Origin of the sequence: Labrenzia sp. R5_0, from assembly GCF_017743835.1 — a bacterium.
GTDB lineage: Bacteria > Pseudomonadota > Alphaproteobacteria > Rhizobiales > Stappiaceae > Roseibium > Roseibium algicola.
On sequence record NZ_JAGHRK010000001.1, the window covers coordinates 918,653 to 943,616 of the forward strand.

Here is a 24,964-nt window from a genome sequence, read left to right on the forward strand (position 1 = left end):
TCCTCTGGATGTTTCCTCAGGAGCTGTTTGAACGCCGCATGATCTGCGGTCTGGTGTCGGGCCACGGGCCAGGTTTTCAGTCGAACAAGTCCGGTCTGGTCTCCGCGAGCGGTTCCAGGCGCGTGACAAGTTCGCTCAGGTGCTTTTGCATTGCCTGGCGTGCCCGTTCCGGATCGCGGTCGCGGATTGCTTCCACGATGACCCGGTGCTCGTCATAGGCCTCAAAGGCCCTACCACGCATGGGCAACAGCAATTGCCGTGCCCGGTTGACCTGCATCCACCCGGTGGCAGACAGGCTGTGGAGCTTCGGGTAGCCGGTGAAGGAGAAGATAAGCTCGTGCATGCGCTCGTCTTCCCGGTAGAAGCCGGTTTCGTCGTGGTCTTCCAGGCAAAGAGCCTGCAGACGCAAATTGCGGTTCAACTCCGTCAACTGCTCTTCGGTGCGCTCCGCCGCCACCTTGGAAACCGCCGCCAGTTCGATGGCTTCCCGCAGGAAAGCACCCTCGCGGATTTCCGACATGGAGAATTTGGTCACGCGGGAGCCGGACTGGGGAATGACTTCGACAAGGCCTTCGCCTGCTAGCCGGGTGATCGCTTCCGTCACCGGCGAGCGGGAGACACCAAGCTGCTCGCAGATGACTTGTTTCCTGAGAAGGGTGCCCGGCGGCAGGTCCATCGCCAGGATCGACGAGCGCAGCGCCTCATAGACACGCTGTGCGAGCGAGCCGGACAGTTTGCCAATGTCGGGCAGGGTGATCTCGGGAAAATCTTGTTCGTTGGTCAGGGACATTGTCAACTCGATTGAATGCTAACATGTTAGTTGACACAGTTACCCTGTCAAGCTAATCGTGAAGAAAGACCGGCCGTGCCGATGCTCCATGGAGAGAGCTCGGAGAAGAGTGAAAAGCTGATTGATGTCAGCGGGTTGAGAAGGGTCTTGTCATCTTGAAATGACAAGGCGGACCAACCGTAGCGGCCGTAGCGGGGAGAGAGACGTGTTGCAGCCTCATGCCAATTCGATCCTTCTGAATGCCGATGACAATGTGGTCATCGCCCTTCAGGATATTGCGGCCGGCGCAAGCGTTGCCCATGTTGACTGTCCGCTACCCGGGCAGGTCATGCGTGGCCACAAGATTGCCCGCAAGCCGATCTCCGCTGGCGAAAACGTCATTCGGTACGGTCAAATCATCGGGCAGGCGAAGGCAGACATCAAGCCGGGGGAGCATGTCCATGTTCATAACCTCGGCATGGGCGATCACAGCCAGGACTATCAGCACGCCGAAGCCTCGATCCCGCTTGAGCCCGCAACGCAAGAGCGCACCTTTCTCGGCTACCGCCGGCAAACGGGGCGAGCAGGCACGCGCAATTACATCGGCATTCTGACCTCGGTGAACTGCTCGGGGTCTGTCGCAAAATTCATTGCGGAGGCTGCCGAGAAGTCCGGTCTGCTGGACGAGTTTCCGAATGTCGACGGCATCGTGCCAATCGTTCACGGAACCGGCTGCGGCATGTCCGGCAAGGACGAAGGTTACGCAACGCTGTTCCGGACGCTTTCCGGTTATGCCCAGCATCCGAATTTCGCAGCTATCCTGCTGATCGGTCTTGGCTGCGAGGTCATGCAGATTGCCGATCTCGTCGGTGACCGCAAGATCCGCCCTGACGGCGATTTGCGCTACATGACCATTCAGCAGACCGGCGGCACGCGCAAGACCATTGAAGCCGGGCTGAAAGAGTTGCGGGCGCTTGCCGAACTTGCCAACAAGGCCGAGCGCACGCCAGTGCCGATTTCTGAAATCACCGTCGGAATGCAGTGCGGCGGCTCGGACGGATATTCCGGCATTACCGCCAATCCGGCACTCGGGATTGCCTCCGATCTTCTGGTCCGTCATGGCGGTACCACGATCCTGTCCGAAACGTCGGAGATCTACGGCGCGGAGCACCTTCTGACCCGCCGGGCGGTTTCCGTCGATGTCGGCAAGAAGCTGATCGAGCGTGTGCGCTGGTGGGAAGACTACACTGCCCGCAATGGCGGCGAGATGGACAACAATCCGTCGCCCGGCAACAAGCGCGGCGGATTGACCACAATCCTGGAAAAGTCTCTTGGTGCAGCGGCCAAGGGAGGCTCTGCCCCCCTTGTGGACGTCTACAAGTTTGGCGAACCCGTCGACAAGAAGGGGTTCGTCTTCATGGACAGCCCAGGCTTTGACCCATGTTCGGTGACCGGTCAGATCGCCTCAGGTGCCAATATCATCGTCTTCACCACGGGGCGCGGCTCCGTGTCCGGTTACATGCCGACCCCTTGCATCAAGCTCGCCACTAACAGCGAGATGTATGGCCGGATGTCGGAAGACATGGACATCAATTGCGGTGACGTGATCTCCGACAATGTCAGTCTGGAAGCCAAGGGCGAGGAGATCTTCGAAATGATCATCGCCGTTGCCTCCGGAAAACAATCGAAAAGCGAGGAACTCGGCTTCGGCGGAGTGGAGTTCGTGCCGTGGCAGATCGGTGCGGTGATGTAGCCGCATCCGGCAGAACGTTGTGACGATGCGCGGACTTTCGGGAGGATTTCAGTGCGCTTGAAAGATAAAACAATATTGGTGACGGCAGCCGGGCAGGGTATCGGCCGTGCAAGCGCGATTGCCTGTGCCAGGGAAGGCGCAAAGGTCTACGCCGCGGACATCAACGAGGAAACGCTGTCGACGCTCCCCGGCGAATGCCCCGGTATCGAGATCCAGAAACTGGATGTCTGTGATCGCGCAGCCGTTGACGACCTGGCAAAAAAACTGCCGGCGCTCGATGGGCTCTTCAACTGTGCGGGCTTCGTTCACAACGGCTCTGTCCTCGATATCACCGAAGACGACTGGGCCTTCAGCTTCGAGCTGAACGTCACCTCAATGTACCGGATGACGCAAGCTTTCCTGCCGGGCATGCGCGAACGCGCCAAGGCAACCGGCACCGCATCAATCCTGAACATGTCGTCGATGGCATCGTCCATCAAAGGCTTTCCGATGCGCACGGCCTACGGCGCCACCAAGGCAGCCGTGATTGGCCTCACAAAGGGCGTCGCAGCGGATTTCGTTAAGGAAGGCATTCGTTGCAACGCGCTATGCCCGGGCACTGTCGATACTCCGTCCTTGCGCGGCCGCATTGCTTCTGCACCGGATCCGGTGGAAGCGGAAAAGAATTTCATCGCCCGGCAGCCAATGGGCCGTCTGGCAACCGTCGACGATATGACGCCGATGATCGTCTACCTGTTGTCCGACGAAAGCCGGTTCGTTTCCGGGCAGGCACTTCTGGTCGATGGAGGTGTCACCATCTGACGGTGGCTCCTTTGTCGCGGTTTGGGAGGATCGCGCATGACAAATCTGGTGAGGATGACGGGGATCGAAAAACGCTTCCCCGGTGTGCACGCCCTCAAGAATGTCAGCTTCGACCTGAACAGCGGCGAAGTGCATGCTCTGATGGGCGAAAACGGCGCCGGCAAGTCGACGCTGATGAAGATCTTGTCCGGAATTTACCCCAGGGACGGGGGCGAGCTGCTGGTCAACGGTCAGGCAGTGGAGATCGATGGTCCACGGGCCGCCCAGGCGCTGGGCATCGGTATCATTCATCAGGAACTCAGCCTGATGAATGATCTGACGGTCGCGCAGAACATCTTTATCGGCCGGGAACCGCGCAAGCGTTTCGGCCGTCTGGATGAGACGGCGCTCAACGCCCGGGCGCTCGAGATCTTCAAGTCGATGAACCTGAAGATGAACCCGAAGACGATCGTTGGTGAACTCACCATTGCCCGTCAGCAGATGGTCGAGATCGCCAAGGCGTTGTCCTACCGGTCACGCGTCCTCATCATGGACGAGCCGACCGCCGCCCTGAATGATGCGGAAATCGCCGAACTCTTCACCATCATCCGCCGGCTGAAGGCCGGTGGCGTGGGCATCATCTACATCAGCCACAAGATGGACGAACTCAAGCAGATCGCCGACCGGGTGACGGTCATGCGTGACGGCTCCTATGTCGGCACGGTTGATGCAGCGCAGACGCCTGTTTCCAAGATCATCTCCATGATGGTGGGCCGGGAGCTGACCAGCGAGGCCATCGTCATCCCCGATCTGTCCGACGCCGAGACGGTGCTGGACATACGTGGGTTGAACAGGGGGCGCGAGATTCGCGACGTCAGCTTTTCCGTCAAGAAAGGCGAGATCCTTGGCTTTGCCGGCTTGATGGGAGCCGGGCGGACGGAAGTGGCACGGGCGATTTTCGGAGCTGATCCGCGCGACAGCGGCGAGATCCGGGTTCACGGCAAGCCCCGTTCGATATCGAAACCTTCCGACGCCGTGAAGGCGGGGATCGGATACCTTTCGGAAGATCGCAAGCATTTCGGTCTGGCCACCGGCATGGATGTTCGGACCAACGTGGCGCTGGCCAGCCTCGATCGCTTTTCCAGCCGGTTTGGCGTCCTGAATGACGATGCCATGCGCAAGACGGCGCAGGACTATATCGCCAAACTGGAAATCCGCACACCGTCCGACCGGCAGGAAGTCCGCCTGCTTTCCGGCGGAAACCAGCAGAAGGTCGTCATCGCCAAGTGGCTTTACCGGGATTGCGACATCCTGATCTTCGACGAGCCGACCCGCGGCATCGATGTCGGTGCCAAGTCGGAAATCTACAAACTGCTGAAGGCACTGGCCAACGAGGGCAGGGCGATCATCGTCATCTCCTCGGAATTGCCGGAGATCATGCGTCTCAGCCATCGCATTGCCGTCATGTGTGAAGGTCGTCTCACCGGCATCTTGCCGGGCGGTGAAGCCACCACGCAGGAAGACATCATGCATCTGGCGACGCTTCGGGCGCCATCCATGCAGCCAGAAGGATACCAGCAATGACCGCCGTCAACCCGTCCTCCTCGCCGTCGCTCGTTGCACGTCTGATCGAGACAGGGGCGCACCAGAAGCTGCTGGCCTTCGCCAGCCTGGTTCTTCTGCTGATCGGTTTCTCGATCGCTTCACCCAACTTCATGCAAACCTCCAACATGATCGCGATCCTGCAGGCGACCTCGGTCAATGGCGTTTTGGCTGTTGCGGCAACCCTGGTGATCATCACCGGCGGGATCGATCTTTCCGTCGGAACCTTGATGACGTTCTGCGCGGTCATCGCAGGCGTCGTTCTGACCAATCTCGGCATGCCGCTGCCGCTCGGTGTGATTGCCGCCATCGCGACCGGTGCGCTCTGCGGCCTGTGTTCGGGCACCTTCATTGCCAAGATGAAAATCCCGCCGTTCATCGCGACCCTCGGCATGATGCTGATCCTGAAAGGCCTTTCGCTGGTGATTTCCGGAACTCGGCCGATCTATTTCAACGACACGCCCGGCTTCGACCTGATTTCCCGTGGCTCGCTGATAGGCGACATTTTCCCGGCACTACCGATCCCGAACGGTGTTCTGATCCTGTTCCTGGTGGCAGGGGTAGCATCCTACATACTCGGCCGTACGGTTCTTGGCCGCTACACGTTCGCGCTGGGCTCCAACGAAGAGGCGGTTCGCCTTTCCGGCGTCAACACCGACTTCTGGAAAATGTCGGTCTATGCGCTGGCCGGTGCGATCTGCGGCATTGCCGGGATCCTGATCGCCTCGCGCCTGAACTCCGCCCAGCCGGCGCTGGGTCTCGGCTACGAGCTGGAAGCCATCGCAGCCGTCGTCATTGGTGGTACGTCGCTTTCCGGTGGGCGGGGCACGGTTCTCGGGACCCTGATCGGCGCTCTGATCATGGCCGTCCTGACCAACGGTTTGCGGGTCCTGTCCGTCGCCCAGGAGTGGCAGACGGTGGTGACCGGCGCAATCATCATCCTGGCCGTTTACGCGGACATGGTGCGCAGGCGCAAAGCCTGAGTTTCATCAACACACAAGAGGGTGGTCACACCCCGGTACCGGACCTTCCGTCCAACCCAACCACAGGAGAGGAATATGCTGAACAGACGTACTCTTATCGGAGCTGCAAGTGCCGCTGCCCTGATGCTTTCCGGGAACTTTGCCTTCGCCCAGGAAACCTACATTCCGCTCATCTCCAAGGGTTTCCAGCACCAGTTCTGGCAGGCCGTGAAGGCTGGAGCCGATCAGGCCGCCTCGGAGCTGGGTGTCACCATCACCTTTGAAGGCCCGGACAACGAAACCATGGTCGACCGCCAGATCGACATGCTGGCCGCTGCCCTTGCCAAGAACCCGACGGCAATCGGCTTTGCCGCTCTCGACAGTCAGGCTGCCATTCCGCTTCTGAAGCAGGCTCAGGAAAAGGGCATCCCGGTCATCGCGTTCGACAGTGGTGTCGACAGCGATATTCCGGTGTCGACGGCTTCAACCGACAACATTGCTGCAGCAGCACTGGCTGCCGACAAGATGGCAGAGCTGATCGGCGGTGCTGGCCAGGTTGCCGTGGTGGCACATGACCAGACGAGCCGGACCGGCATTGACCGTGTCGACGGTTTCGTCAACCAGATGAAGGCAAATCATCCGGATATCGAGGTCGTCACCGTTCAATATGGCGGCGGTGACCATCTGAAGTCGACAGAACTCACCAAGGCCATCCTGACAGCCAATCCGGACCTGAAGGGCATCTTCGGTGCCAACGAAGGGTCTGCCCTTGGTGTGGTCAACGGTGTCTCCGAAATGGGCAAGTCCGACGTGGTCATCATCGGCTACGACAGTGGCAAGGCCCAGAAGGATGCGATCCGCAACGGCGTCATGGCCGGTGCGATCACCCAGAACCCGGTCGGCATCGGCTACGAGACCGTGAAAGCAGCTCTCGAAGCATCGCAGGGCAAGGAAGTTCCGGCTCATATCGACACTGGTTTCTACTACTACGACAAATCCAACATTGACGATCCGAAGATCGCTGCTGTCTTGTACGACTGATCGATTTTGTCGTAACCAACCCCATCGAGCCCGGTTGCACGCGCAACCGGGCTCCAACCACTCAAGGACGATCCTTTATGAAATTGCTGAGATTTGGCGCTCCGGGACAGGAAAAACCCGGTGTTCTCGATGCCGACAACCGCGTTCGTGATCTTTCTTCCGTTGTCGCGGATATCGCCGGAGATGCTCTTCTGCCTGAAAGCATTCAACGCCTGCAGGGGCTCGACGTCGCTTCGCTGCCACTGGTGGAGGGCGCTCCGCAACAGGATCTGCGCGTCGGGCCTTGCGTCGGCAATATCGGCAAGTTCATCTGTATCGGCCTCAACTATGCCGACCACGCTGCCGAATCCGGCATGGATGTGCCGCCGGAACCGGTGGTCTTCAACAAGTGGACCTCGGCCATTGTCGGTCCGGATGACGACGTCAAGATCCCGCGCGGCTCGCAGAAAACCGACTGGGAAGTCGAACTCGGCGTCGTTATCGGCAAGGGCGGTGCCTATATCGAGGAAGCCGATGCGATGAGCCATGTCGCCGGTTTCTGCGTGATCAACGATGTCTCCGAACGCGAATTCCAGATCGAACGGTCCGGCACCTGGGACAAGGGCAAGGGTTGCGATACCTTCGGCCCGATCGGCCCCTGGCTGGTAACGCCGGATGAAGTCGGCGACTTCGACGATCTCGGCATGTGGCTGGAAGTGGACGGCAAGCGCTACCAGAACGGCTCCACAAAGACGATGGTCTACCGGGTACCGTTCCTGATCTCCTATCTCAGCCGCTTCATGAGCCTGCAGCCTGGCGACGTCATCTCCACCGGCACGCCCCCGGGTGTTGGCATGGGGCAGAAGCCGCCAGTCTACCTCAAGGGCGGCGAAGTCATGACGCTTGGCATCGACAAGCTGGGCAGCCAGACCCAGAAGGTGACCAAGGCCTGATCGTTCCGGATCTTGTATGAACAGTCACGGCCGGACGCGGGAACGCGTTCGGCCGTTGGCGTTTTTGAAGAAGGGACGCGCGGCATCTCCTGCGTGTCGTCCCGGTTTGTCGCGTCAGCGTCAAGACCGGGATCCAGTATCCTATGTGGCTGGTGAGGGGCAGATGCGACTTCATGCGATTACTGGACCCCTGCCTTCGCAGGGACGACAAGGCGCATGTGGACAGATTGATAGAAATCCGCTTTTTCCGTGGACGAGCAGCGCTGCCACAGGTTCACCTCAGCCCTCTCTGGCGATCTGCCAGCCGGCCCAGGACTGGCTGACGGGCATCAGTTCCAGCGAGTTGATGTTGAGATGCGGGGGCTGTGTCGCGACCCAATAGACCGTGCTGGCGATATCTTCCGGCTGGATCGCGTTGGCGCCGCCATAAAGAGCATCGTAGCTTTCCTGGTTGCCACCGGTACGCACCAGCGTGAATTCGCTTTCGCATAGGCCCGGTTCGATGGAGGTAACCCGAACCCCCTTGCCGTGAAGATCCGACCGCAGGCCAAGCGAGAACTGGCGCAGGAACGCCTTGGTTCCCGCATAGACGTTTCCGCCCGGATAGGGCCAGTTGGCAGCAATGGAGGAGATGTTCACGACCATGCCCTTGCGCTCGATCAGTTTCGGTAGAAGCTTGTCGGTGATGGTGACGAGACCGGTGATGTTGGTATCGATCATGGTCTTCCAGTCGGAGAGTTTCGTCGCCGGTGCCGAAGCCGTGCCGAGGGCAAGGCCGGCATTGTTGACGAGAATGTCGATCTCCTGAAAGTCCTCCGGCAGGCTGGCGAGGGCCGCGGTTGTTGCAGCTTCGTCCATGATGTCGAAGACAAGCGCGTGAAATGCCTCGCCGAGATCCGTCTTCAGCTTTTCCAGCCGATCCGCGCGCCGGCCGGTACCGATAACCTTCCATCCGTTTTGCACGAACAGCCGGGCCATCGCCTGACCGAAGCCGGAGGTCGTTCCGGTAATGAGGATTGTGCCGCTCATGAGCCTGCCTTTCCGAAGTATCTGAAACAGTCGCTTGACCGGACCATAGGCAGCTGCCCCGCCAGCACAACGCCAAAAGCGGGCTTTGGGCCTCTGGCTCCTATGAATTCAAGCGCTGGCTCTACGGCGGGTTTGCGACTGGTCCTAGGAGTGATGGGAATGCTCCGATCTGAAGGACCCTGCGCCATGACCCAGATGCCGATCAACATGGATCACCACTGGCTTCCGTTCACCAACAACCGTCTCTTCCACAAGGAACCGCAGATGTTCGCGCGGGCAGAGGGCGTGCGGTATTGGACGCCTGAGGGGCGGGAAATCCTGGACGGATCTTCAGGCCTGTTCACCTGTGCAGCGGGGCATGGCCGCAAGGAGATTGCCGAAGCCGTCTACAAGCAGCTTCAGGTTCTGGATTATTCCCCGCACTTTCAGCGCGCGGCGCCGATTTCCTTCGAACTTGCCGAGGCGCTCAGCGGAATTCTGCCGGAAGGTCTCGACCGCATCTTTTTCGGGTCTTCCGGGTCTGAGGCAGTCGATTCCGCCATCAAGATCTGCCTTGCCTATCACAAGGCCAAAGGCGAGCCTCAGCGCACCCGTTTTGTTTCGCGCGCCTGGGCCTATCACGGGGTCAACCTTGGCGGCACGTCACTGGCGGGCATGGTCAACAACCGGCGGGACTTTTCCGGCGTTACTTGCGACGTCGTTCACATGCGCCACACCTGGAACGAGGATCAACGCTTCACGAGGGGGCAACCGCAAGACGGAGCGTGGATTGCCGAAGATCTGGAAGAGATCTGCAAGACCTACGGTGGCGAGACCATTGCCGCGGTCTTCGTCGAGCCGATAGCGGGTTCTATCGGCACTATCGTGCCGCCCGTCGGGTACTTGCAGAAGCTGCGCGAGATCGCCGATAAATTCGGCATTCTGCTCGTGTTTGACGAGGTCATCACAGGTTTCGGCCGGACGGGCTCGGCCTTCGCGGCCCAGGAATTCGGTGTCACACCGGATGTCATGACGATGGCGAAGGCGATTACCAACGGTGCGATCCCCATGAGCGCTGTCGCGGTGAAGACGGAAATCCAGAAGGCCGTCATTGATTCCATCACCGCGGATCGGCCGGAACTGATGCACGGTTATACCTACTCCGCCCATCCGGTTGCCTGCGCCGCGGCTTTGGCAACACTTGGCATCTACAGGACCGAAGGTCTTTTCGAGAGGGCGGCAAGCCTCTCGTCAACATTCCTCGATGGCGTTTTCAGCCTTCGCAATCTGCCTCATGTCCACGACCTGCGAGGTCACGGCATGATGTCCGGTATTCAGCTGACACCGGGCGAAACGCCGGGAGCAAAGGGATCTCTGGTGCAGCGGAAGCTGTTCGACGAAGGCCTGCATGTCAAAGCAACCGGCGATGCGCTGATCTTCGCCCCGGCACTCACTACATCGGAAGAAGATCTCTCGATGATGATCGATGTCCTCCAGAAGGTCTTGGGCAAGGCAGAGCTGTAAGCTGCCAGTCACGGGGTATCCCGGCTTTGAGCCGGGGTCGCTACCTGCTGTCCGCCAGAAGTTGTCCGAGCAGCTTGATGCCCGGCTCCATCTTTTCTTCAGAAATTGCACCGAAGCCCAGGCGGATCCGGTTTCGAGGACTATTCGGGGAGAAATACCGGTCATCTCCTGCCTCGATCAGCAGACCTTGCCGCGCGGCTCTCGATTGCAGTTCCGCAGCGCGGATACTCTCCGGTAGCCTGATCCACACGCCTGACCCGCCCGTCGTGACCGTTGCCTGACAGGTCGGCAGATGCGTTTCGATGAGCCTGAAGATCTTCTTCCATTTCTGCGACAGCACCTTTCGCTGACGTCGGATATGGGAATCATAATGGCCCTCGGACAGAAAGATCGCCATCGCCCGCTGGTCGAGTGCTGAGGGGTGCCGATACATCAAGCGTCTGAGTGCCCGAAGCTCTCTGATAATGCGCCTGTCCGCAGCGATGAAACCGAGCCGCAATCCCGGAAACAGGGCCTTGGAAAGACTGGCAACGTGGATGACACGTCCGGTACGGTCGAAACTGCGCAAGGACGGTTTTTGTGCGCCGATGAAATTCAGCTCATGCTCATAGTCGTCTTCCAGGACGATGAAATCATGCGTTTCGGCATGGGCCAGCAGCCGCAGACGCCGCTCTATCGACATGGTGACGTTGGTTGGGGACTGATGGCCAGGTGTCGCATAAACAAGTCGTGCCCCCTTCAATTCGTCTCCAACCCGCATGCCGTTTGAATCGACCGGGTGATACTTCAGCTCTGCCCCAAAGGATTGGAAGATGTTGCGGGTGTCCACATAGCCGGGTTCTTCCATGTCCGTCCTGACCCCGGGCCGGCAAAAGAGCTGTGCCACCAGGAAGAGGGCATTCTGGGCGCCGACGGTTACCAGAATCTCGTCCGGCTCTGCCCGGAAGCCCCGTTGCGGCAGCATCCGGCGGATGATCTGGTTGACCAGCATCGGGTCGTCCTGATCGACCAGATCGCCGATCCAGGTCGGGGCGTGCTGGGCAGTGCCTGCCAACCGGACACAATCACGCCAGCGCGCGACGGATGTCTTGTCCGGAGCAAGCTGGCCATAGATGAAAGGGTAGGGATAGGACTGCCAGTCGGCCGGTTTTGAAATGTTTTCCTGGGCCGCGTAGCTGTAGGTCAGAAAGGCTTGCGGATTGAACGGGTGCTCCGCAGTGGGCAGGATGTCCTTGGCGTGATCATCCACCCGGATGTTGAGCTGCTCGCGGATGTGCCGTTCGTTGATGAAATACCCGCGCCGGCTGACCGATTTAAGATAACCGTCCTCAACCAGTCTCTCATAGACGATGGCGACCGTGTTTCTGGACACCTTTATCTCGCTGGAAAAGACACGGGTTGCCGGCAGCGGTTCGTGCAGGGGCCACACGCCGTCCAGAATGGCCTCTATAAGCCGTTCCTGAATCTGGTGCTGCAATCGTCTGCCCGGATCGAAGGGCGTGTCGAAATAGGTGGCAAGCATTTGAACTTTTTGGTCGTCCCTGAATTCGGTTGGCCCGAAGGCGGCAGTTTGAAGCTGTTTCCCGAACCTGCAAAGCCCGGCAATTCCTCTGGCTCCATAGTTTTCACTCTCTGGCTCTAAGGGTGAATATTGCACCGCAATATCCTTTCTTGCAACGCGGCGCAGGATCGTCCGGGCAATGCGACCCTTTCCAAAAAAATGCGGCCTGTAACGCGCCAGAACGAGGAACAGTTTGGTGAGACCAACAGTGAAGGGGAAGTCATGATCAGTTTTAAAAAGGGAGCATCCGCAACGCGGCGCGATTTCCTGAAAACCGCAGCCGCGGCAGGCGCAGGGCTGTCCATGCCGGCAATCGTCAGCTCCAGCGTGCTGGCCTCGTCCGGTGAAATCAACATCATGATGTGGTCGGACTATCTGCCGGAAAGCTTCGTCAACGGCTTCACGGACAAGACCGGCATCAAGATCAACTTCACCGGCATCGGCTCCAATGAAGAGATCATCAACAAGCTGAAGGCCACCAACGGCGAAGGCTTCGACATCGTTTCACCGACCGTGAACCGCAACCTTCTGTGGGCAGAACTTGGCCTCTTGCAGCCGTTCGACATGTCGAAGGTCGCGCTCGACAAGGTCAACCCTTCAATGGCGCTTGGCGAAACCCACTGGAACTTCGACGGCAAGGGCGTCTTCTGGCTGCCGCATATCTGGGGCACGGAAGGCATTGCCTGGCGGACGGACGCCTTTGTTCCGGGCGGCGAATTCCCGAGCTATTACGATGTCTGGGATGAAGCCAATGCCGGTAAGACAATGGGCCGTGGACATTCCATGCTGCTTGGCCTCGGTCTCGGCCTCGAAGGCCGCGGCGAACTGGAGCCGGGTTCCATGTGGGCTGCTTACGAGAGCCCGGAAAAGATGGACGAGGTCTGGACCAAGGTCGTTGAGGCCGCCATCGCCAAGAAACCGAACATCAAGCTGATCTGGAACGATGCGGATACCCAGAAGAACGGTCTCCTGAACGAAGGTGTGATCGTCGGCCAGACCTGGGACGGACCTCCGCTTGCCCTGAAAACGGCAGGTGAGCCGGTCATGTACCGGGCGCCGAAGGAAGGTGCGATGGCCTGGGTTGATGGGCTAGCCATGCCGACCGGTGCGAAGAACATCGACCAGATCTACGCCTTCATCGAGACGGCTTATGACGCCAAGCTCGCCGGCGAAGCCATCAAGACCCACGGCTACAATTCACCGGTAATCGGCGCGGCCGAATTCGGCGGCGAAATCTATGCCAAGAACTTTGCCGATGCTTACCCGGGTGAAGCGCTGGACAACCTGAACGCCTGGCCGGCGGAAGCCCCGTGGTATTCGGAAAAACGGACCGAATACACCAACAAGTTCCTGTCCGCTTAAGGCCTCTCCGGCTTTCTGAATGGCGGGTGCCGGGTGCAATGCGTCCGGCGCCTGGCCGCCCTTTTTCCGTCTCCCTTTCCCGCCGTCCTTCTGAGAGCGCCATGGCCACAAAAGATATTGTTCTGGATCACGTTTCCATTCGTTTTGGGGCCTATACCGCGGTCGACAATGCACATCTCGTCATCAAGGGCGGCGAGTTCTTCTCCTTCCTCGGGCCGTCCGGCTGCGGCAAGACCACCTTGCTGCGGTGTATTTCCGGCTTCTCCGATCCGTCCGAAGGCCGGGTGCTGATCGGCGGACAGGATATGAAGGGCATCGGCCCGAACAAGCGCCCGACAGCGCTGATCTTCCAGAACCTTGCTCTCTTTCCGCTCATGAGCGTTGCCGACAACATCGCCTTTCCACTGGAGGTCCGGGGCATCGGCCGCAAGGACCGGCGCAAGCGGGCAGACGAACTTCTGGACATGATCGCGCTTCCCGGTGTCGGCGACAAAAAGGTGCACGAACTTTCCGGCGGTCAGAGACAACGCGTGGCGATTGCCCGTGCGCTGGCGGTCGAGCCGGATATTCTGCTTCTTGATGAGCCGCTGTCCGCGCTCGATCTGAAGCTGCGCCACCACATGCGCACCGAATTGCGCGCGATCCAGCAGCGCGTCGGACTGACCTTTATCTATATCACCCACGATCAGGGTGAGGCCCTGACGATGTCGGACCGTGTCGCGGTCATGAACTCCGGCGTTATCGAGCAGGTCGACCCGCCGGAAACCATCTACAATCGGCCGAAGACTTCGTTTGTCGCCTCATTCGTGGGCGAGACCAATGCCATCGAAGGCAAGGTTGCCCAGCAGTCGGAAGCGCTGGTTTCCGTTGAAACACCACTCGGCCGCCTGCAGGGAAGGGCAGCAGGTGGGCGCCAATACAAGGCGGGCGAAGACTGCATCCTGTTCATTCGGCCTGAGCAACTGAGCCTTGGCGAAGGCGCCCCCAACAGCCTGACAGCAAACTGGGTGAAGGAAGAGTTCGAGGGCAATTCGCGGCAGATGTTCCTGGAAGCGAACGGTGTCCAGCTTCGGCTCACCCGGGTCAACCTCGGCGGTGCGCCGGACAATCTCTCCGGTGGTGCTGTATCGCTCGGCTTCACGCCTGAGCAGGCAATCGTCCTGCCGCATGGCGCACTTGCGGGAGCGTGAGGATGAAAGCGCTTCAAAACGTATTCAGGGAAATTTCCGGCAAGCATGGTCTTGGCGCTGCATCGTTCGTCGCCGTGGCGGTCCTCTTCTGGGTCATCTGCCTGATCACGCTGCCGCAGGTGGCAATGCTCGACTATTCCTTCCGGTTCAACCTGCCGGCAGCTGAAGTCGGTGGACCGCAAGATGTCTATACTCTTGAAAACTACTCTTATTTTTTCCAAGGCAATGACGGCACGGTCAACACGCTCGATATCGGTATCCTGTTCAAGACCCTGATTGCGGCGGTGTTCGTCACTTGTATCGACATTCTGCTTTGCTACCCCATCGCCTTCATTCTCGCTCATTCGGCCACTGGCGTGGCGGCGCGGATGATGGTCATCGGCCTGATCGTGCCTTTCTGGGTCAACGAGATCCTGCGTGCCTTCGCCTTTCGTGTCCTGTTCGGCTCAACGGGCCTTATCAACGGCATCGGCATGTCGGTGGGTCTGTGGGATCAGCCTGTCGATTTCATCCGGGCTGACGTCGCGCTCTATTCCGGGCTGACCTACGCCTACATCCTTCTGATGGTGTTCCCGATCTTCAATGCCGTCGAGGCGCTCGACCGCAACCAGATCGAAGCGGCAAGGGACATGGGCGCAAGCTGGTGGCGGGTGCATTGGCGGGTGGTGCTGCCGGTTGCCAAGCCGGGCATCGCCTCCGGGGCAACCATGGTGTTCATGCTGACGGCAGGGGCGCTTGCAGCACCCCAGATCCTCGGCGGTCCTTCCAATCTCTGGTTCACCCAACTCATCTACCAGTGGTTCAACGAGAGCGCCAACTGGCAACGCGGTTCGGCCTATGCGGTGATCCTGCTCATTGTCTGCATCTCCTTCGTCATGATGCTGATGCGGATCTTCAAGGTCTCCATCGGGGAGATCGGCCGATGAACCGGGGCACAGGCGGCGGCGTGGTCGCGGCAGGCTTCTCCCTGCTTTTCTTCACCTTCCTGTTCGGGCCGCTGATCATCATGGTGATCACGGCGTTCAATTCGTCCTCTTTCCCGCGGATCACGCCATGGGAATGCTTCACGACGGATTGGTTTGGCGTCCTCTTCGCCAATGACCGTCTTATGAGCGGGCTGGCCAACAGCTTGGTGATCGCCATCAGTGTGGTGGTCATTGCCGTGCCGATCGGGCTGGCGGGAGCGCTTGCGCTATCGGAGCTCGGACCGCGCCTGCGGGCGGCGCTCTACACGGTGCTGATCACGCCTATCCTCATTCCGGGCGTCGTTCTCGGCATCTCGACCATCGTCTTCTGGGGCGCTTTCGGCAGGTCCGTCGGGGCGGACTACGGTTCGATCTTCTACAACGGCATGTTTCTGACGCTTGCCGGTCAGGTCACCTTCATTTCCGCCTATGCGATGCTGGTGTTTCTCGCAAGACTGCAGCGCTTCGATCCGATCCTTACGGAAGCCGCGCTCGACCTCGGCGCGACGCCGGGACAGGCCTTCCGCAAGATCCTGTTGCCGTTCCTGTGGCCTGCCATCGGCTCTGCCGCGTTCCTGACCTTCCTGGCGTCCTTCGAGAACTACAACACCACCGTCTTCACGATCCTCTCCGGCAATACGTTCACCACGGCACTGGCTTCCAAGGTCCGTCATGGGACAGACCCTTCCTTGTCGGCGCTCGCGGTCATCATCATCGGTATTACGCTGATCGGGGCAGTGGTCCACGAAGCCCACATGCGGCGGAAGGAAGTGATGCGGACCGGCACTGCTGCGCGTTCCCGCATTTACGGCAATCCGGTTCTGCGAACGCTCGTCCACCCGCTGACGATCTTCGTGATCCTTCTGGGTGTTGCAGGCTTTGCCACCTATCAGGGTTCGCAGCACGATGCTGGCGTTTGCAAACAGCAGATCCTCGATGACAAGCGCGCGCGTCAGCAGGAACTTCTGGAGGAGCAGCGCCGGAAGATGGAAGCGCAACAGCAGAACCAGGCACCTGCGTCCACGGCGCCGGTTGAAGCGCCGGTGAAAGCCAATCCGTCGCCCTTCGGCGGGGCCTTCAAGCCCAATGGTTTGAAACCAGGCGAGTAACAAGTGAACAGAAGCGTGCCGTCTATTGTCCGGAAAGCCGGGACAGCAGCACGGCAACGCTTTTGACCTGAAACTTCTTCAACAGCCGCGCGCGCACATCCTCAACGGTTCTTGGAGACAGGCTCAGGACACGGCCCATTTCCTTGCTGGTCTGTCCCTGGGAAAGAAGCAGCAGGACATCGCGTTCGCGCGGTGTCAGCTTCGGCCCGGCAGCAGCATTGTCGATCAGGGCGAAACTCAGGACGATCCGTGCCAGCGGTGTTTCCGGCGTCAGCGTTCGCGCCCGAAACCGGCACCAGATTGGCGTTCCATCGGACCGGCGCATCAACCGCTCGTCCGTGTAGGGCAGGGACCGTCGCAAGGGCTCCAGGCCAATGTCGCGGATCTGGTGAAATTCCTGATCCGTGCCGTAGAGCAGCCGGAAACTCTGCCCGATCAGCTGAGACTTCTTGAACCCGAACATCTCAAGGAATGTCTGATTGCAGGCACGAATGATACGGTTTTCGGTCAGCGCCAAACCCATGGGCGCGTTTTCGAAGGCCAGTTGGTCGAGGTCTGTCATGTTTCACCGTGTTCCTACGGTATTGGCACCGTAGTTTGACGGTAGCATAGTTCTCGTTGCTTTTACCAAGGGGAGGCTGAGACGGGATGGCGCTAGCAGACGACCTGATCCGGGAGATCGACGGAAGGCGCGAGGATCTGATCGCGTTGACCCAGGACCTTCTGCGCATTCCCACGCTCAACCCGCCCGGCGAGAACTACCGCGATATCTGCGATTATCTGCAGAAGCGACTGTCCAGGTCCGGCTTCGACATCGAACTGATCCGGGCGCATGGAACACCCGGCGACAGCGACAAGTATCCGCGCTGGAATATCGTCGCGCGTCGGGATGGCGACCGGCCAGGCGAATGCGTGCACTTCAACAGTCATATCGACGTTGTCGACGTCGGCCACGGCTGGACAAAGGATCCGTTCGGCGGGGAACTTGTCGACGGCAAGATTTACGGCCGAGGCGCCTGCGACATGAAGGGCGGCCTTGCCGCCAGCATCGTTGCAGCCGAGGCATTCCTTGCAGTCTGTCCGGACTTTGCCGGAGCTATCGAGATCAGCGGAACGGCCGACGAGGAATCGGGGGGCTACGGCGGCGTCGCCTATCTTGCAGGCAAGGGCTATTTCAGTCCGGACCGGGTTCAGCATGTCATCATTCCCGAGCCGCTGAACAAGGACCGGATCTGCCTTGGACACCGAGGAGTGTGGTGGGCCGAGCTGGAGACATTCGGAGAGATCGCACATGGCTCGATGCCGTTCCTCGGCGATTGTGCCGTCCGGCACATGGGAGCGGTGATCGATGAGATGGAGCAGAGCCTGTTTCCGGCGCTCGCGCAAAAGCGCACCGAAATGCCGGTGGTGCCGGAAGGCGCGAAACAGTCGACGCTCAACATCAATTCCATCCACGGTGGTCAATCGGAAGGCGATGCGGATTTCACGGGTCTTCCGAGCCCCTGCGTGCCGGACAGTTGCCGGATGGTGATCGATCGCCGGTTCCTGCTGGAAGAGAACATCGACGACGTGCAGGCGGAAGTCCTGGAAGTTCTGAGGACGGTTGAAGGACGGCGCGACAAGTTCCGCTACGACTTGCGGGAACTGCACAGGGTGCTGCCCACCATGACCGAAAAGGATGCGCCCGTCGTGCGGACCGTCGCCAAGGCCATTGCCGAAACCATGGGCCGTGAAGCTGAATATGTCGTCAGCCCGGGTACCTACGACCAGAAGCATATCGACCGTATCGGCAAACTGAAAAATTGTATCGCCTATGGCCCGGGCATTCTGGATCTGGCACATAAACCGGACGAATATGTGGGAGTGGATGACATGCTCGATTCTGCGAAGGTCATGGGCCGTTCGCTGATCGAGCTGTTGGCAAGGCCTTGCGAAAGCAGCCTCAATAAAGGGGGAAGTCATGCGTTTGCGTAAGTTTGGATTGGGTCTGGTCAGTGCTTTGGCGCTGGCAGCGAGCATGGGAATGGCCCATGCAAAGAGCGATATCGTGGTTGCCATGCAACTGGAACCGCCACATCTGGACCCGACTGGTGCCGCTGCAGGCGCAATTGATTCTGTCCTTTACTCCAACGTCTTCGAAGGCCTGACCCGCTTCGGTCCGGATGGTTCGGTCAATCCCGGGCTGGCCGAAAGCTGGGAGATTTCCGAGGACGGCAAGACCTATACCTTCAAGCTGCACGACGGCGTGAAATTTCACGATGGATCGGATCTGACAGCAGACGACGTCAAGTTCAGCCTCGATCGTGCCCGCGCAGACGACAGTCAGAACGCCCAGAAAGCGTTGTTTGCCGGTATCGAGAGCGTGGAAGTCGTTGATCCGCTGACCGTGAAGGTAACGCTCAAGGAGCCGAACGGCAGTTTCCTGTTCAACATGGCCTGGGGCGATGCGGTTATTGTCGCTCCGGAATCCATTGGCGATATCAAGAGCAAGCCGGTTGGAACGGGCGCGTTCAAGTTCACCGACTGGGTACAGGGCGACCGGATCGATCTGGAAAAGAACGCCGACTACTGGGGTGAACCGGCCAAGCTCGACAAGGTCACCTTCAAGTTCATTTCCGATCCGACGGCTGCCTTCGCGGCCGTGATGGCGGAAGACGTCAACGCCTTCGTCGGTTTTCCGGCGCCGGAAAACCTGCCGCAGTTCGAGGCCGATGCCCGCTTCCAGGTGCTGGTCGGCTCGACCGAAGGCGAGACCATTCTTGCAGCTAACAACAAGTTGCCGCCGCTCGACAACATCAAGGTGCGCGAAGCGATTGCCCACGCGGTTGACCGGCAGGCGATCATCGATGGCGCGATGTTCGGCTACGGCACGCCGATCGGAACGCATTTCGCGCCGCATAACCCTGACTACGTCGATCTGACGGGGAGCAGCCAGTACGATCCGGACCTCGCCAAGAAGCTGCTGGCCGAAGCCGGCTATGCGGATGGTTTCACCACCACACTCAAGCTGCCGCCGCCATCCTATGCTCGCCGGGGCGGAGAGATCATCGCCGCTCAGCTCCGTGCCGTCGGTATCGAAACGGAAATCACCAACCTGGAATGGGCGCAGTGGCTGGAGCAAGTCTTCAAGGGCAAGGATTTCGGCCTGACAATCGTCAGCCATACCGAGCCGATGGATATCGGCATCTATGCCCGGCCGGATTACTATTTCCAGTATGACAATGCGGACTTCCAGAAGCTCATTGCCGATCTGACTGCGGAGAACGATCCGGCAAAACGCTCCGACCTTCTGAAACAGGCTCAGGAGACGATCTCCAGGGACTACGTCAACACCTACCTGTTCCAGCTCGCATTCCCGACCATCGCCGACGCCAAGATTAAGGGGCTCTGGGAAAACCAGCCGACCCAGGCAACGGATCTGACGGCGGTCTATTGGGAAGACTGACCCATACCGCAAAGCGGATGCTCGCGCCCGGTGTGCGGGCATCCACCTTCACTCCTTTCCTTTTGCCGGTATCTGACTGCCGATAGGCACGCGACGCGTTCATGCTGCAATATTTCCTGAAACGCCTTCTGTCCCTGGGGCTCAGCCTCGTGGCCGCGTCGGTGATAATCTTCCTGGCGCTGGAAGTGGTGCCGGGTGATCCGGCGTCCTACATGCTTGGCCTCAACGCCCAGGAAGACACGCTTGCAGCCCTGCGCGAGGAACTGGGCCTTGGCGGCAGCATCCTAGAGCGCTATGCAGCCTGGGCGGGTGGCCTTCTGGTTGGCGATTTCGGCACGTCCTACACATATCGCACGCCCGTTGCAGGCATGATCGCCGACAGGCTTTGGGTGTCTCTGCCGCTGGCGGTCTATGCTCTGGTGCTGAGCACCTTGATCGCCTTTCCGGCCGGCATCTGGGCTGCCTCGCGCCGGGGCTCCCACGCCGATGGCGCTGTCATGGGCGTGACACAGCTCGGCATCGCCATCCCCAACTTCTGGTTCGCGATGCTGATGGTGCTGGTTTTTGCCATCAATCTGCGCTGGTTTTCTGCCGGCGGATTTCCCGGGTGGGACGCGGGATTCTTCGCTGCCATGAAAGCGCTGACACTGCCGGCCATCGCCCTGGCCCTGCCGCAGGCGAGCATCCTGACACGGGTCATGCGCTCCAGCCTGCTGGACACGCTGGGAGAGGACTTCATCCGCACTGCCCGTGCCAAGGGTCTCAGCAAGGGACAGGCACTCTGGCGTCATGCGGTGCGCAACGCCCTTATTCCGGTGCTGACGATCCTCGGGCTGCAATTCTCCTTCTTGCTGGCGGGTGCAATCATCATTGAAAACGTCTTCTTCCTGCCGGGCCTCGGCAGGCTGGTCTTTCAGTCTATCAGCGCGCGCGACCTGATCGTGGTCGAAAGCGTCGTGATGCTGCTGGTCTTTGCGGTCATCGTCGTCAACTTCACCGTCGACATGGCCTACGCCTGGGTCGATCCGAGACTGCGGAGGCGACGTTGATGAGCGTCCTGTTCCACAGCCGCACACTGCTGCCAGGCGCCATTCTGACGCTTCTGTTCACGGCCGCCGCGCTTATCAGCCTCGTATGGGTTCCGTATGACACGACGGTGCTGGATATCGCCAACCGAATGAAGCCGCCAAGCTGGCTGCACCCCTTCGGTACCGATCAGTTCGGGCGGGACATTCTCAGCATGATCATGGTCGGTGCACGAACGTCCATTGCCGTTGCCCTGGTGGCTGTCGGCATCGGCATGGCTGTTGGTGTGCCGCTCGGTCTTGCGGCAGCTGCCAGGAAAGGCGGCCTGATGGACGAGATCATCATGCGCGCCAATGACCTTGTGTTTGCGTTTCCAAGCCTTCTGATCGCGGTCATGATCACTGCCGTCTTCGGGGCGTCGGCGCTCAACGCCATCATCGCCATCGGCATCTTCAATATCCCGGTCTTCGCCCGCCTGACGCGGGGCGCCGCGCTGTCGCTCTGGAACCGGGAATACATTCTGGCGGCGCGGGTCGCGGGCAAAGGCTCGGCGCGTATTTCGCTGGAACACATCCTGCCCAACGTCGCCAATCTCCTGATCGTTCAGGGCACGATCCAGTTCTCTCTGGGCATTCTCGCCGAAGCGGGGCTCAGCTATGTCGGCCTCGGAGCACAGCCGCCGACTGCCAGTTGGGGGCGGATGCTGGCAGACAGCCAGACGATGATATCGCTCGCGCCTCATCTGGCGCTGTTTCCGGGCCTTGCCATCCTTTTGACGGTCCTTGGACTGAACCTGCTTGGCGATGGCCTGCGGGACAGTCTCGATCCGAAACTCAGGAGGGCCCGGACATGAGCCTTCTGACCATAAGGAACCTGTCGCTTTCCATTCACGGTCTTCAGATCCTCCGGAATGTCTCAATGGAAGTGGCGCCGGGCCGTATTCTCGGGGTGATCGGCGAGAGTGGATCAGGCAAGTCGATCACAGCCTTTTCCGTGCTGCAGCTGTTGCCGGGCGGCGCTTCCTGCACCGGTTCGATCTATCTGTCGGGCAAGGATATCCTGTCGCTTGGCGAAGCTGAAATGTGTGGCCTGCGCGGGCGGGACGTCGGCATGGTCTTCCAGGAGCCGATGACCGCGCTCAATCCGCTGAAGACCATCGGCGACCAGGTTGCCGAGACAATCCTGATCCACGAGCGCGTTTCGAAAGCCGAAGCAATGGTTCGCGCAGCGGATGCCCTGCAACGCGCGGAACTGCCGCAGGAACGGTTTCCGTTAAGCCGGTATCCGCACGAACTGTCCGGCGGTCAGCGCCAGAGAGTGGTCATCGCCATGGCCATTGCGCTCAAGCCCAAGCTGCTGATTGCCGACGAACCGACCACCGCTCTGGATGTCACGACCCAGGCACAGATCCTGGAACTTCTGAAGCGTCTCGTCGCCGAGGACGGCATGGGGCTGATGCTGATCAGCCACGACCTCGCGGTCGTGGCCGACCTTGCCGACGATCTGGTGATCATGCGTCAGGGCGAGGTGGTCGAAAGCGGTCCGGCCAAGACGCTCTTCGGCAATCTGCAGCATCCCTATTCGCGCGCGTTGCTGGAAGCCTCCGCCCATGTGCCCGAACGCGGCAACGAAACGCTGGAGCAGCCCCTGCTGCAGGTGCGTGATGTCGTGCGCGATTATACCGGACATACACACGGATGGTGGGGCAAGACCACGCAGTTTCGTGCTGTTGATGGCGTCAGCTTCGAGATCCGCAAGGGCGAGAGCCTCGGTCTTGTGGGTGAATCGGGTTGCGGCAAGTCCACACTGACGCGGGCTATCCTGGGTCTGGAAGAAGTGCAGGGCGGCGAAATTCTGTTCGACGGCCTGCCTGTCTTCACCCATCAACACGCCAACCAGATCGTGCGCCGGCGCATGCAGGTGGTCTTTCAGGACCCCTATGGAAGCTTTAATCCGCGCTGGCGGGTGGACAGGCTGATCACGGAGCCTTTCCATCTGCTCTCTGACCCGCCCAAAGGGGCGGAGCGAGACGCGGCAATTGCCGAAGCTCTTGAAAGCGTCGGTCTGAGCGCGGCGGATGCCCACAAGTACATACACGAATTCTCCGGCGGCCAGCGTCAGCGCATCGCAATCGCACGTGCGCTCATCATCAAGCCGGACCTGATCATTCTCGACGAAGCAGTTTCGGCGCTCGATGTGTCCGTTCGCGCCCAGGTGCTCGACCTTCTGGCGGATCTGGCCGACAGGTTTGGCCTGACCTACCTCTTCATCAGCCACGATCTCAGCGTGGTCCGTTCGATAACAGATCGGGTGCTGGTGATGAAATCCGGCAAGATTGTCGAGCAAGGGCCGACGGACACGGTCTTCGACCGGCCGAACCATCCATATACACAACAACTTGTTGCTGCCGCACCGGTCCTTCCGGCCGGCATCCTTTAGGGGAGGAACCCATGACCCAGGAACTGGACCTTTGGTTCGATCCGGCCAAATGCCTGATCGGCGGAAAATGGGTGGATCCGGCAGGAGGCGGAGAACTGCCGCTCAACGATCCTTCGACCGGGGCTCGCATCGGTGCGATTGCCCGCGGTGGAGCGACCGATATCGATGCAGCGGTCGATGCGGCCGAAGCCGCCATGGCAGGCGAATGGGGGCGGACCAACGCCGCCGAGCGCGGCCGGTTCCTGTTTCGCCTGCGCGAGCTGGTGCTGGAAAAGGTCGACCATCTGGCGCGGATCGAATCCATCGACGTCGGCAAGCCGCTGAAGCAGGCACGTGCAGACGCTGTCGCTCTTGCCCGATATCTGGAGTTTTATGGCGGGGCTGCAGACAAGCTCCATGGCGAGACAATTCCCTATCTCGATGGGTATACGGTCTACACCTTGCGCGAACCGCATGGCGTTACCGGGCATATCGTGCCCTGGAACTACCCGATGCAGATCATCGGCCGGTCTGTTGGTGCGGCGTTGGCAACAGGAAATGCCTGTGTGCTGAAACCGGCGGAAGACGCCTGCCTGACGGCGCTCGCCTTTGCCGATCTCGCCCGCCAGGCCGGTTTGCCTGACGGTGCGCTAAACGTGGTTCCGGGTCTCGGGTCGGAAGCCGGTGCAGCCTTGACCGCGCATCCGCGTGTCCATCACATTTCTTTCACCGGTTCGGTTGCAACCGGTGTTCAGGTGCAGACGGCGGCAGCCCGGAATGTCGTGCCGGTAACGCTGGAGCTCGGCGGCAAGTCGCCTCAGCTTGTGTTCGAGGATGCCGATCTGGATGCTGCCCTGCCATTCCTGGTGAACGCAGGCATCCAGAACGCCGGGCAGACCTGCTCGGCTTCCTCTCGCATTCTGGTGCACAGGTCTGTTCTCGATCAGGTGACCGAGCGCATGGCGGCTCGCTATGGGTCGCTGACGGTCGGGCCTGCACTGAACGATCTCGACGTCGGACCGCTGATCTCGGCCAAGCAGAAAGACATAGTCTCCGGTTTTCTGGGGCGGGGGGCGGACCTGCAAAAGGTGGCGGAAGGTGTGTTGCAGGATGCGCCGGAAGGCGGGAACTACGTCTGCCCGACCCTTTTTGCCGGCGTTTCACCCGCCCACGTGCTGGCACGGGACGAGATTTTCGGCCCGGTGCAGGTGATCATTCCCTTTGACGACGAGGAAGAAGCAATCTCGATTGCCAATGGCACAGACTACGGCCTTGTCGCGAGCCTGTGGACCCGCGACGGTGCCCGCCAGATGCGGCTCGCCAAAAAGATCCGGACCGGCCAGGTTTTCATCAACAACTACGGTGCCGGTGGCGGTGTCGAGTTGCCGTTCGGCGGTATGGGCAAGTCCGGTCACGGCCGGGAAAAGGGGTTCGAAGCGCTTTACGGCTTCACCACGCTGAAGACCGTTGCGGCGTTTCACGGATGAACGCCCCGACGCTCAATTCGATGCGCGTAC

At 60.1% G+C, this 24,964-nt stretch carries 21 protein-coding genes; 17 read left to right on the forward strand and 4 right to left on the reverse strand.

Going from position 1 to position 24,964, the window contains the following annotated elements; genetic code table 11:
• Window positions 1-76 precede the first annotated feature (76 nt).
• On the reverse strand, window positions 77-790 hold the full coding sequence (locus J7447_RS04265) for a GntR family transcriptional regulator (protein WP_022997690.1): 714 nt from the start codon (window positions 788-790) through the stop codon (window positions 77-79).
• Between the two features lie 205 nt (window positions 791-995).
• On the opposite strand from J7447_RS04265, the gene J7447_RS04270 reads away from it, so the two are divergent.
• The 6 genes from J7447_RS04270 (at window position 996) to J7447_RS04295 (ending at window position 7,839) form a co-directional block, all read left to right on the forward strand.
• Window positions 996-2,522 (forward strand): altronate dehydratase family protein, encoded by a 1,527-nt coding sequence (locus tag J7447_RS04270; RefSeq protein WP_062491761.1) that lies wholly within the window; start codon window positions 996-998, stop codon window positions 2,520-2,522.
• Between the two features lie 45 nt (window positions 2,523-2,567).
• Complete coding sequence (locus J7447_RS04275; RefSeq protein WP_209169374.1) at window positions 2,568-3,323, forward strand: SDR family oxidoreductase; 756 nt, start codon at window positions 2,568-2,570, stop codon at window positions 3,321-3,323.
• Window positions 3,324-3,359: 36 nt separating this feature from the next.
• Window positions 3,360-4,886, forward strand: coding sequence for a sugar ABC transporter ATP-binding protein (locus tag J7447_RS04280; RefSeq protein WP_209168882.1), 1,527 nt, complete (start codon window positions 3,360-3,362; stop codon window positions 4,884-4,886).
• Window positions 4,883-5,887: an ABC transporter permease gene (locus J7447_RS04285; RefSeq protein WP_209168884.1), complete on the forward strand. Its 1,005-nt coding sequence runs from the start codon at window positions 4,883-4,885 to the stop codon at window positions 5,885-5,887. The genes J7447_RS04280 and J7447_RS04285 overlap by 4 nt, the downstream gene beginning before the upstream one ends.
• A gap of 75 nt (window positions 5,888-5,962) precedes the next feature.
• The gene (locus J7447_RS04290) at window positions 5,963-6,907 is read left to right on the forward strand and encodes an ABC transporter substrate-binding protein (protein WP_022997686.1); all 945 of its coding nucleotides are present in this window, start codon (window positions 5,963-5,965) and stop codon (window positions 6,905-6,907) included.
• A 77-nt stretch (window positions 6,908-6,984) separates the two neighbouring features.
• On the forward strand, window positions 6,985-7,839 hold the full coding sequence (locus J7447_RS04295) for a fumarylacetoacetate hydrolase family protein (protein WP_062489284.1): 855 nt from the start codon (window positions 6,985-6,987) through the stop codon (window positions 7,837-7,839).
• A 279-nt stretch (window positions 7,840-8,118) separates the two neighbouring features.
• On the opposite strand, the gene J7447_RS04300 is transcribed toward J7447_RS04295, so the two are convergent.
• Window positions 8,119-8,868, reverse strand: a complete 750-nt coding sequence (locus J7447_RS04300; protein WP_022997684.1) for an SDR family NAD(P)-dependent oxidoreductase — start codon at window positions 8,866-8,868, stop codon at window positions 8,119-8,121.
• 159 nt (window positions 8,869-9,027) lie between these two features.
• On the opposite strand from J7447_RS04300, the gene J7447_RS04305 reads away from it, so the two are divergent.
• Entirely contained in the window at window positions 9,028-10,371 is a 1,344-nt protein-coding gene (locus J7447_RS04305) for an aminotransferase class III-fold pyridoxal phosphate-dependent enzyme (RefSeq protein ID WP_286188921.1), read from the forward strand.
• Between the two features lie 40 nt (window positions 10,372-10,411).
• Here J7447_RS04305 and J7447_RS04310 read toward each other — a convergent pair whose 3' ends face one another.
• Window positions 10,412-11,893, reverse strand: a complete 1,482-nt coding sequence (locus J7447_RS04310; RefSeq protein WP_209168888.1) for a PLP-dependent aminotransferase family protein — start codon at window positions 11,891-11,893, stop codon at window positions 10,412-10,414.
• A gap of 261 nt (window positions 11,894-12,154) precedes the next feature.
• Between J7447_RS04310 and J7447_RS04315 the strand changes: the two genes are divergently transcribed.
• The 4 genes from J7447_RS04315 (at window position 12,155) to J7447_RS04330 (ending at window position 16,558) form a co-directional block, all read left to right on the forward strand.
• Window positions 12,155-13,294, forward strand: a complete 1,140-nt coding sequence (locus J7447_RS04315; protein WP_075282063.1) for a substrate-binding domain-containing protein — start codon at window positions 12,155-12,157, stop codon at window positions 13,292-13,294.
• Window positions 13,295-13,395: 101 nt separating this feature from the next.
• Entirely contained in the window at window positions 13,396-14,484 is a 1,089-nt protein-coding gene (locus J7447_RS04320) for an ABC transporter ATP-binding protein (protein WP_062489280.1), read from the forward strand.
• A gap of 2 nt (window positions 14,485-14,486) precedes the next feature.
• On the forward strand, window positions 14,487-15,410 hold the full coding sequence (locus J7447_RS04325) for an ABC transporter permease (protein WP_022997679.1): 924 nt from the start codon (window positions 14,487-14,489) through the stop codon (window positions 15,408-15,410).
• Window positions 15,407-16,558 carry an ABC transporter permease gene (locus tag J7447_RS04330; RefSeq protein WP_022997678.1) on the forward strand — a complete coding sequence of 384 codons (1,152 nt, stop codon included), beginning with the start codon at window positions 15,407-15,409 and terminating at the stop codon, window positions 16,556-16,558. The genes J7447_RS04325 and J7447_RS04330 overlap by 4 nt, the downstream gene beginning before the upstream one ends.
• A 22-nt stretch (window positions 16,559-16,580) precedes the next feature.
• Here the strand turns inward: J7447_RS04330 and J7447_RS31220 are convergent, their stop codons facing one another.
• The gene (locus tag J7447_RS31220; protein ID WP_055659566.1) at window positions 16,581-17,120 is read right to left on the reverse strand and encodes a PAS and helix-turn-helix domain-containing protein; all 540 of its coding nucleotides are present in this window, start codon (window positions 17,118-17,120) and stop codon (window positions 16,581-16,583) included.
• 86 nt (window positions 17,121-17,206) lie between these two features.
• Here J7447_RS31220 and J7447_RS04340 point away from each other — a divergent pair, with 86 nt between their 5' ends.
• The 6 genes from J7447_RS04340 (at window position 17,207) to J7447_RS04365 (ending at window position 24,934) form a co-directional block, all read left to right on the forward strand.
• Window positions 17,207-18,532 carry an acetylornithine deacetylase/succinyl-diaminopimelate desuccinylase family protein gene (locus J7447_RS04340; RefSeq protein WP_168687865.1) on the forward strand — a complete coding sequence of 442 codons (1,326 nt, stop codon included), beginning with the start codon at window positions 17,207-17,209 and terminating at the stop codon, window positions 18,530-18,532.
• Window positions 18,519-20,003, forward strand: a complete 1,485-nt coding sequence (locus tag J7447_RS04345; protein ID WP_077290326.1) for an ABC transporter substrate-binding protein — start codon at window positions 18,519-18,521, stop codon at window positions 20,001-20,003. The genes J7447_RS04340 and J7447_RS04345 overlap by 14 nt, the downstream gene beginning before the upstream one ends.
• A gap of 101 nt (window positions 20,004-20,104) precedes the next feature.
• Window positions 20,105-21,052 (forward strand): ABC transporter permease, encoded by a 948-nt coding sequence (locus J7447_RS04350; RefSeq protein ID WP_022997674.1) that lies wholly within the window; start codon window positions 20,105-20,107, stop codon window positions 21,050-21,052.
• Complete coding sequence (locus tag J7447_RS04355) at window positions 21,052-21,882, forward strand: ABC transporter permease (protein ID WP_022997673.1); 831 nt, start codon at window positions 21,052-21,054, stop codon at window positions 21,880-21,882. Before J7447_RS04350 ends, J7447_RS04355 begins: the two co-directional genes overlap by 1 nt.
• Window positions 21,879-23,468 (forward strand): dipeptide ABC transporter ATP-binding protein, encoded by a 1,590-nt coding sequence (locus J7447_RS04360; RefSeq protein ID WP_209168890.1) that lies wholly within the window; start codon window positions 21,879-21,881, stop codon window positions 23,466-23,468. Before J7447_RS04355 ends, J7447_RS04360 begins: the two co-directional genes overlap by 4 nt.
• A gap of 11 nt (window positions 23,469-23,479) precedes the next feature.
• The gene (locus tag J7447_RS04365; protein WP_209168892.1) at window positions 23,480-24,934 is read left to right on the forward strand and encodes an aldehyde dehydrogenase family protein; all 1,455 of its coding nucleotides are present in this window, start codon (window positions 23,480-23,482) and stop codon (window positions 24,932-24,934) included.
• Window positions 24,935-24,964: the final 30 nt, after the last annotated feature.

Bases quoted from the DNA above. Each gene is read 5' to 3' on its own strand.
- J7447_RS04365 (WP_209168892.1), top strand. From the start codon at position 23,480: ATGACCCAGGAACTGGACCTTTGGTTCGATCCGGCCAAATGCCTGATC.
- J7447_RS04360 (WP_209168890.1), top strand. From the start codon at position 21,879: ATGAGCCTTCTGACCATAAGGAACCTGTCGCTTTCCATTCACGGTCTT.
- J7447_RS04305 (WP_286188921.1), top strand. From the start codon at position 9,028: ATGCTCCGATCTGAAGGACCCTGCGCCATGACCCAGATGCCGATCAAC.
- J7447_RS04280 (WP_209168882.1), top strand. From the start codon at position 3,360: ATGACAAATCTGGTGAGGATGACGGGGATCGAAAAACGCTTCCCCGGT.
- J7447_RS04300 (WP_022997684.1), bottom strand. From the start codon at position 8,868: ATGAGCGGCACAATCCTCATTACCGGAACGACCTCCGGCTTCGGTCAG.
- J7447_RS04345 (WP_077290326.1), top strand. From the start codon at position 18,519: ATGCGTTTGCGTAAGTTTGGATTGGGTCTGGTCAGTGCTTTGGCGCTG.
- J7447_RS31220 (WP_055659566.1), bottom strand. From the start codon at position 17,120: ATGACAGACCTCGACCAACTGGCCTTCGAAAACGCGCCCATGGGTTTG.
- J7447_RS04320 (WP_062489280.1), top strand. From the start codon at position 13,396: ATGGCCACAAAAGATATTGTTCTGGATCACGTTTCCATTCGTTTTGGG.
- J7447_RS04355 (WP_022997673.1), top strand. From the start codon at position 21,052: ATGAGCGTCCTGTTCCACAGCCGCACACTGCTGCCAGGCGCCATTCTG.
- J7447_RS04350 (WP_022997674.1), top strand. From the start codon at position 20,105: ATGCTGCAATATTTCCTGAAACGCCTTCTGTCCCTGGGGCTCAGCCTC.
- J7447_RS04290 (WP_022997686.1), top strand. From the start codon at position 5,963: ATGCTGAACAGACGTACTCTTATCGGAGCTGCAAGTGCCGCTGCCCTG.
- J7447_RS04315 (WP_075282063.1), top strand. From the start codon at position 12,155: ATGATCAGTTTTAAAAAGGGAGCATCCGCAACGCGGCGCGATTTCCTG.
- J7447_RS04310 (WP_209168888.1), bottom strand. From the start codon at position 11,893: ATGCTTGCCACCTATTTCGACACGCCCTTCGATCCGGGCAGACGATTG.
- J7447_RS04285 (WP_209168884.1), top strand. From the start codon at position 4,883: ATGACCGCCGTCAACCCGTCCTCCTCGCCGTCGCTCGTTGCACGTCTG.
- J7447_RS04295 (WP_062489284.1), top strand. From the start codon at position 6,985: ATGAAATTGCTGAGATTTGGCGCTCCGGGACAGGAAAAACCCGGTGTT.
- J7447_RS04325 (WP_022997679.1), top strand. From the start codon at position 14,487: ATGAAAGCGCTTCAAAACGTATTCAGGGAAATTTCCGGCAAGCATGGT.
- J7447_RS04265 (WP_022997690.1), bottom strand. From the start codon at position 790: ATGTCCCTGACCAACGAACAAGATTTTCCCGAGATCACCCTGCCCGAC.
- J7447_RS04340 (WP_168687865.1), top strand. From the start codon at position 17,207: ATGGCGCTAGCAGACGACCTGATCCGGGAGATCGACGGAAGGCGCGAG.
- J7447_RS04330 (WP_022997678.1), top strand. From the start codon at position 15,407: ATGAACCGGGGCACAGGCGGCGGCGTGGTCGCGGCAGGCTTCTCCCTG.